Source organism: Rhizobacter sp. P1_G5 (assembly GCF_056405435.1).
Map to the genome: position 1 here is coordinate 1 of NZ_JBFUCB010000405.1, position 5,598 is coordinate 5,598.

7 protein-coding genes and 1 pseudogene are annotated in these 5,598 nt (G+C 71.9%); 7 read left to right on the top strand and 1 reads right to left on the bottom strand.

What is annotated here, in order from left to right; translation table 11 throughout:
- A partial coding sequence (locus tag AC1D12_RS23050; protein WP_477843083.1) for a c-type cytochrome occupies positions 1 to 345 on the top strand: 345 nt, incomplete at its 5' end.
- Positions 345 to 1,604, top strand: a complete 1,260-nt coding sequence (locus AC1D12_RS23055) for a c-type cytochrome (RefSeq protein WP_477843091.1) — start codon at positions 345 to 347, stop codon at positions 1,602 to 1,604. The genes AC1D12_RS23050 and AC1D12_RS23055, both read left to right, overlap by 1 nt.
- On the opposite strand, the gene AC1D12_RS23060 is transcribed toward AC1D12_RS23055, so the two are convergent.
- Positions 1,594 to 1,902 (bottom strand): hypothetical protein, encoded by a 309-nt coding sequence (locus tag AC1D12_RS23060; RefSeq protein WP_465111304.1) that lies wholly within the window; start codon positions 1,900 to 1,902, stop codon positions 1,594 to 1,596. The genes AC1D12_RS23055 and AC1D12_RS23060 overlap by 11 nt on opposite strands.
- Positions 1,903 to 2,077: 175 nt before the next feature.
- Between AC1D12_RS23060 and AC1D12_RS23065 the strand changes: the two genes are divergently transcribed.
- From AC1D12_RS23065 to AC1D12_RS23085, 5 genes and pseudogenes are all read left to right on the top strand, one after another.
- Positions 2,078 to 2,917 (top strand): hypothetical protein, encoded by an 840-nt coding sequence (locus AC1D12_RS23065; protein ID WP_477826378.1) that lies wholly within the window; start codon positions 2,078 to 2,080, stop codon positions 2,915 to 2,917.
- A 23-nt stretch (positions 2,918 to 2,940) separates the two neighbouring features.
- The gene (locus AC1D12_RS23070; RefSeq protein ID WP_477843085.1) at positions 2,941 to 3,540 is read left to right on the top strand and encodes a hypothetical protein; all 600 of its coding nucleotides are present in this window, start codon (positions 2,941 to 2,943) and stop codon (positions 3,538 to 3,540) included.
- A gap of 227 nt (positions 3,541 to 3,767) precedes the next feature.
- Positions 3,768 to 4,367 carry a hypothetical protein gene (locus AC1D12_RS23075; protein WP_477843087.1) on the top strand — a complete coding sequence of 200 codons (600 nt, stop codon included), beginning with the start codon at positions 3,768 to 3,770 and terminating at the stop codon, positions 4,365 to 4,367.
- Positions 4,367 to 4,930, top strand: a complete 564-nt coding sequence (locus AC1D12_RS23080; RefSeq protein WP_477843089.1) for a hypothetical protein — start codon at positions 4,367 to 4,369, stop codon at positions 4,928 to 4,930. Before AC1D12_RS23075 ends, AC1D12_RS23080 begins: the two co-directional genes overlap by 1 nt.
- 14 nt (positions 4,931 to 4,944) lie before the next feature.
- A pseudogene (locus tag AC1D12_RS23085) lies at positions 4,945 to 5,598 on the top strand (hypothetical protein); the annotation flags it as partial.

Sequence of the window (5,598 nt, forward strand, 5' to 3'; positions counted from 1 at the left end):
GCGCTGGTGCGCAACGGCGATGCCGCGCGCAAGCTGCCGGCCTGCACGCAGTGCCATGGCGCCACGCTGACCGGCGTCGCCCCGGCGATTCCCGGCCTGCTCGGGCTGCCGCGCGACTACCTGGTCGCGCAGCTCGGCGCCTGGCGCACCGGCACGCGCCGCGCGCTGGCGCCCGACTGCATGGCGCAGGTGGCGCAGGCGCTGGCGGCCGACGAGGTCAGCGTGGTCGCGCAGTGGCTGGCGGTGCAGCGGGTGCCCGAGCCGGCGCATCCGGCTGCGACGCTGCCCGCCGCGTTGCCGATCACCTGCGGTGGCGTTCCCGACGTGACGAAGGTGTCGCCATGATGCGCGCGCTGATCGTGATCGCGCTGTTGATCGCCGCCGCGGCAGGGGTGGGGGTGGCGCTGGTGATGGCGCTGAACTTCCGCGACGAGTCGCCGCTGGTCGCCGATGCCGCGCCCTTCACCCCGCAGCAGGTGGCGCGCGGCGAATACCTGGCCCGCGCCGGCAATTGCGCCGGCTGCCACACCGAGCGCGGCGGCGTGCCGTATGCCGGCGGCCGCGGCATCGCGACGCCGTTCGGCACGGTGTTCGCCCCGAACCTCACGCCGCACCCGCAGCACGGCCTCGGCGGCTGGACCGCGGCGCTGTTCTGGCGCGCGATGCACAACGGCCGCTCGGCCGACGGCCGGCTGCTGTACCCGGCCTTCCCGTACACCGAACTGACCCGCGTCACGCGCGAGGATTCGGATGCGCTGTTCGCATACCTGCGCAGCCTGCCGCCCACCGACAAACCGAACCGGCCGCATGCGCTGGGGTTTCCCTACAACACGCAGGCGGCGCTGGCGGTGTGGCGTGCCGCGTTCTTCCGGCCCGGCTCGATGCCGCACGACGGCACGCACTCGGCGGCCTGGAGCCGCGGTGCCTACCTCGTCGAGGGGCTGGGCCATTGCAACGCCTGCCATACGAGCCGCAATGCGCTCGGTGCGAGCTCGGGCATCGCGCTCGGCGGCGGGCTGATCCCGATCCAGAACTGGTACGCGCCGTCGCTCAGCGATGCGCGCGAGGCCGGCGTGGGCGAGTGGGAACTGCCGAAGATCGTCGCGCTGCTGCGCAGCGGCGTCGCCGATGCGTCGCGCGGCGGCAGCGTCACCGGGCCGATGGCCGAGGTCGTGACCGGCAGCCTGCAGCACCTGAGCGCCGACGACCTGCTCGCGATGGCGACCTACCTGAAGGCCCTGTCGCGGCAGGAGGTGAAGAACCCGCCCGCCCCGGCGGCGGTGATGGCGCAAGGCGGCCAGCTGTACAAGCAGCACTGCGTCGACTGCCATGGCGAGGACGGGGAAGGCGCGCCGCCCGCCTATCCGCCGCTGGCCGGCAACCGTGCGGTGACGATGGATTCGCCGGCGAACCTGGTGCACATCGTGCTGGAAGGCGGCTTCGCGCCGTCGACGCCGGCGAACCCGCGGCCCTACGGCATGCCGCCGTTCGCGACCGTGCTCAGCGATGCCGAGCTGGCCAGCGTGCTGAGCTACGTGCGCGGCTCCTGGGGCAATGGGGGAGCGGAAGTCTCGCCGCTCGATGTCGCGCGGCTCAGGAAATGAGGGCGCTGACCTGAACCGCGGCCAGCAGGCCCAGCCCGAGCGCCAGCATCCAGCCCTTGATCTCGCCGCGCCGCTGCCACGGTTTCAAGCGGTGCGGCCGGCTCAGCATCGCGAGCACGACCGATGCGCAGCCCGACAGCACGAACAGCACCGCCATCGCGAGGCTCAGGCCGCTGTCGCCGCGCTGCTCGGCCATGTGCATCACGACGGCCCCCATCAATGCGCCTGCCCCCATCGCCATCAGCGAATCGCGCGAGCTGGCAACGGAGGAAGGGGACGGACCGGTCGACTGCGGCATGGGAGGCTCTCTGGAAGAAGCCACCATTGTCGGCAGGCCACCGCTGCGGCAGTCCACGCAATACGTGGCGGATCCCACGCCAGTCCCTGGGTTCGCACCCGCGATTGACGCCCCTTCCGGCCCCGGATAGGCTCGCGCACCGCGAACGATTTCACAGATTGCAGGGGAGCACCGCATGCCATTCCGCCGTTGCCGTCCGATCGCCGTCGCTTCCGGGCTGCTGCTCGCCGCCACCGGTGCGCAAGCCGCCGACGCGACCGACTACCTGAACCAGAAGCTGTGGGTGCAGATCGGCGCGTTCCGCCCGTCGATCAGCTCGCACATCCAGGTCGACCGCTCGAACAGCGGCACCACCGGCACCGACCTGCACCTCGAGGACGAGCTGGGCCTGCCCGAGCACAAGACGCTAGGCACGCTGCTGGTCGGTGCGCGCTTCGGCGACCGCTGGCGTGCCGAGTTCGAGTACTTCTCGCTGAAGCGCAGTGCTGACAAGACGCTGCTCGAGACCGAGATCGTCGTTGACGACACCACCTTCCCGGTGTCGGCCTCGGTCGACAGCGAGTTCGACTCGAAGGTCGCGCGGGCGAGCGTCGGCTACTCGTTCTACAAGACCGACGAGGCCGAGGCCGGTGCCGTGGCCGGGCTGCACGTCACGCGCTTCAAGTTCATCGTCGAGGGCCTGGGCCAGGTCGACGGCGGCACCGTCGCGGTCCGCCGCGAGGAGGCCGCGCACACCGTGCCGCTGCCGACGGTCGGCGCCTACGGCACCTGGTCGTTCGCGCCGAGCTGGCTGGCCTCGGGCCGCGCCGATGCGTTCGCGATCAACTACAAGGGCCACAAGGGCCGGCTGCTGAACTTCCAGGCCAACCTGCAGTACCGCTTCACCGGCAACTTCGCGCTCGGCGCCGGCTACCGCTACGACCAGTACAAGCTCACCGAGACGCGCCGCGACCCGCGCGGCGAGGTGCGCTACACCTTCCAGGGGCCGCAGGTCTTCATCGACGCCGGCTTCTGATCGCGCAGCGCCTGCGCCTGGCCATGGAGACTGCCGCCTCGCCCGCCCCCGATCCCGCCGTCTTCCTGCACCTGCGGATCGTGCTCAGCATGGTGGTGAGCCTGAGCATCGCGCGGCTGCTGTCGGGGCTGGCGGTGTTCGTGCAGCATCCGGGCCGGCAGAAGGCGTACTGGGTGCACCTGCTGTGGACGGCCTCGACCTTGTTGCTGCTGGTGCACTTCTGGTGGTGGGAGTTCCGGCTCGCGCAATTGCCGGTGTGGCGCTTCGAGCTCTATGCCTTCGTGCTGTTCTACGCGGGGTTGAACTACCTGCTGTGCGCGGTGCTGTTCCCGATCGACCTCGATGAATACGACGGCTGGCGCGACTATTTCCTGTCGCGCCGCCGCTGGTTCTTCGCGCTGCTGGCGCTGAGCTTCGTGGTCGACCTGGGCGACACCTGGATCAAGGGCAGCGCGCTGCTGCCCAAGCTCGGGCTCGAGTACCCGCTGCGGGCCGGCGTCTACGTGCTGCTGTGCGGCGCCGCGGCGCTCATCCGACACCCGGTGTTCCACGGCGCGTTCGCGGTCGGCAACCTGCTGTACCAGGTGTCGTTCATCGTGCGGCTGTATGACGTGATCKAGTGACGAACCGGGGCCCGGAAGTCAGGGATCCGTCGCGAAATCCCGGTCATTTCTGCGCGACACTCCTTCCTCGCCGGGCGTGACCCGGTTCCGCGCACCAGACCACGGCTCCACAAGACCTCGCGGTGCGCTTCACGGGAGGATCCCATGCCGCACAGCCATTCCATCGCCGTCGCTCCATTGCCGAACCACGTCCCCGCCCCGCGCTGACCTGCTGGCGGCTGGCACCGATGTCGTCCTTCAAGAACCTGCCGCTGAGCTGGGCGCTGTCGCGCCAATGGCACCAGGCGCCGTTGCCGTGGCTGGCCTGGGCGCTGGGCGGCGTCGCGGCTCTCGCCGCGGTGGCCGCGGCAGGCGCCTGGGTGCATCTCCAGCAGCGCGAGCTGGCGGCAGCCCGGCGCGATCTCGCCACGCTCCAGGCCCGCCCGGCGCCCGCCGCCGCCAGCGCCGCCGCCGAGCCCGAACCCGACTTCGCCCGCCGCCTCCCGGTTGACGCCAGCACCGCCGACTGGGTGCGCGACATGCAGCGCGTCACCGGCCAGCTCGGCGTCGCCGTCGTCAGCCTGGTCGACACGCCCCGCGCCGCCACCGCCGAGCAGCTCGGCCGCCACGACCTGCAGCTGACGCTGCGCGGCCCGTACCCGCAGGTCAAGCTCGTGCTGAAGGAGCTGCTCGACCGCCACGCCAGCACCACCGTCGCTCGCCTGAACCTGCGTGTGCTGACGAGCCCGGTCGATGTCGAGGCCACGCTGTTGCTGACGCGCTGGAGCCGCCCGCTGTTGACCGCGGCGAGCGCACCGGCGCCCCGCGCCTCGGAGGCCAGCCGCTGATGCCGATGCGCAAGAGCCTCTGGTGGGCCCTGGGCGGCACGCTCGCCCTCACCGCCGCCTCGCTGTGGGCCACGCGGCAGGCGCCCACGCTGGTCGCGGCCGCGGTGCGCGGCAACGATGCGCCTGCGCCAGCCGACGAGCGCCCGCTGTTGCAGGCGGCACCCGGCCCCGCGCGCTGGGATCGCGCCACGCCCGCCGGGCCCTTGCCCGCACAGTGGCCGGCCMAGGCCCTCGAGCCCGCCAAGCGCGACATCTTCCAGCCGGTCCTGCCACCCGCACCACCTCCGCCACCCGCGCCGAAGCCGGTGCCCGTCGTCGCGCCGCCACCGCCGGCACCGATGGCCCCGCCGATGAACTACCGCTTCTTCGGCCGCATGCTCACGCCCGAAGGCGCCTCGATCGTCTACCTCGTGAAAGGCACCGGCGTGCCGATCGAGGTGGCCGTCGACCAGCGCCTGGACGACGGCTATGTCGTCGAATCCATCACCGACCAGGCCGTGCAGCTGGTCTACCCGCCCCTCGGGCAGCGCGCCACCATCGGCATCGCGCCGCCACCGCAGTGAACGCCAGCAGCAGCATGACCACCCTCGCCCGAACCCTCCGCGCACTGCCCTTCGCACTGGCCGCGCTGCTGCTCGCCGGTTGCGCCGAGCAGCGTTACCGCGACGAAGCCCAGCAGGCGCTGCGCGCCGGCAACTACGAACAGGCCCTCAGCCAGCTCGACGCCGGGCTGAAGGAGTACCCGAACAGCACCACGCTGCGCAGCGGCCAGGTGCAGGCCCGCACCGAGGCGCTGGCCCGGCTGATCGCCGAATCGGCCGCCGCGCGTGCCGCCGGCCGCTACGAGGTCGCCGAGCAGGCGCTGCGCCGCGCGAAGGCGCTGAACCCGACCAGCAGCCGCATCGACGACCTGCTCGCCGACGTGGCCACCGAGCAGCGCCAGCGCGCCGCGCTCACCGAGGCCGAGCGCCTGGCCGCCGCGCAGCAGAACGCCGCCGCGTTGCGCGTGGTGGAGCAGGCGCTGAAGGACAACCCGCGCAACTCCGACCTGCTCGCGTTCCAGCGCCGCATCGAGGTCGACGTGCGCCAGGCCGAGGCGCGCGCCAACCAGAAGGGGCTGGCCGAGACCCGCCCGATCTCGCTCGATTTCCGCGACGCCGGGCTGCGCACCGTGCTCGACGTGGTGTCGCGCAACAGCGGCATCAACTTCATCCTCGACAAGGACGTGCGC

What these genes read in the sequence shown, in the direction of transcription:
- AC1D12_RS23055 (WP_477843091.1), top strand. Translation starts at nt 345, where the DNA reads ATGCGCGCGCTGATCGTGATCGCGCTGTTGATCGCCGCCGCGGCAGGG.
- AC1D12_RS23060 (WP_465111304.1), bottom strand. Translation starts at nt 1,902, where the DNA reads ATGCCGCAGTCGACCGGTCCGTCCCCTTCCTCCGTTGCCAGCTCGCGC.
- AC1D12_RS23065 (WP_477826378.1), top strand. Translation starts at nt 2,078, where the DNA reads ATGCCATTCCGCCGTTGCCGTCCGATCGCCGTCGCTTCCGGGCTGCTG.
- AC1D12_RS23075 (WP_477843087.1), top strand. Translation starts at nt 3,768, where the DNA reads ATGTCGTCCTTCAAGAACCTGCCGCTGAGCTGGGCGCTGTCGCGCCAA.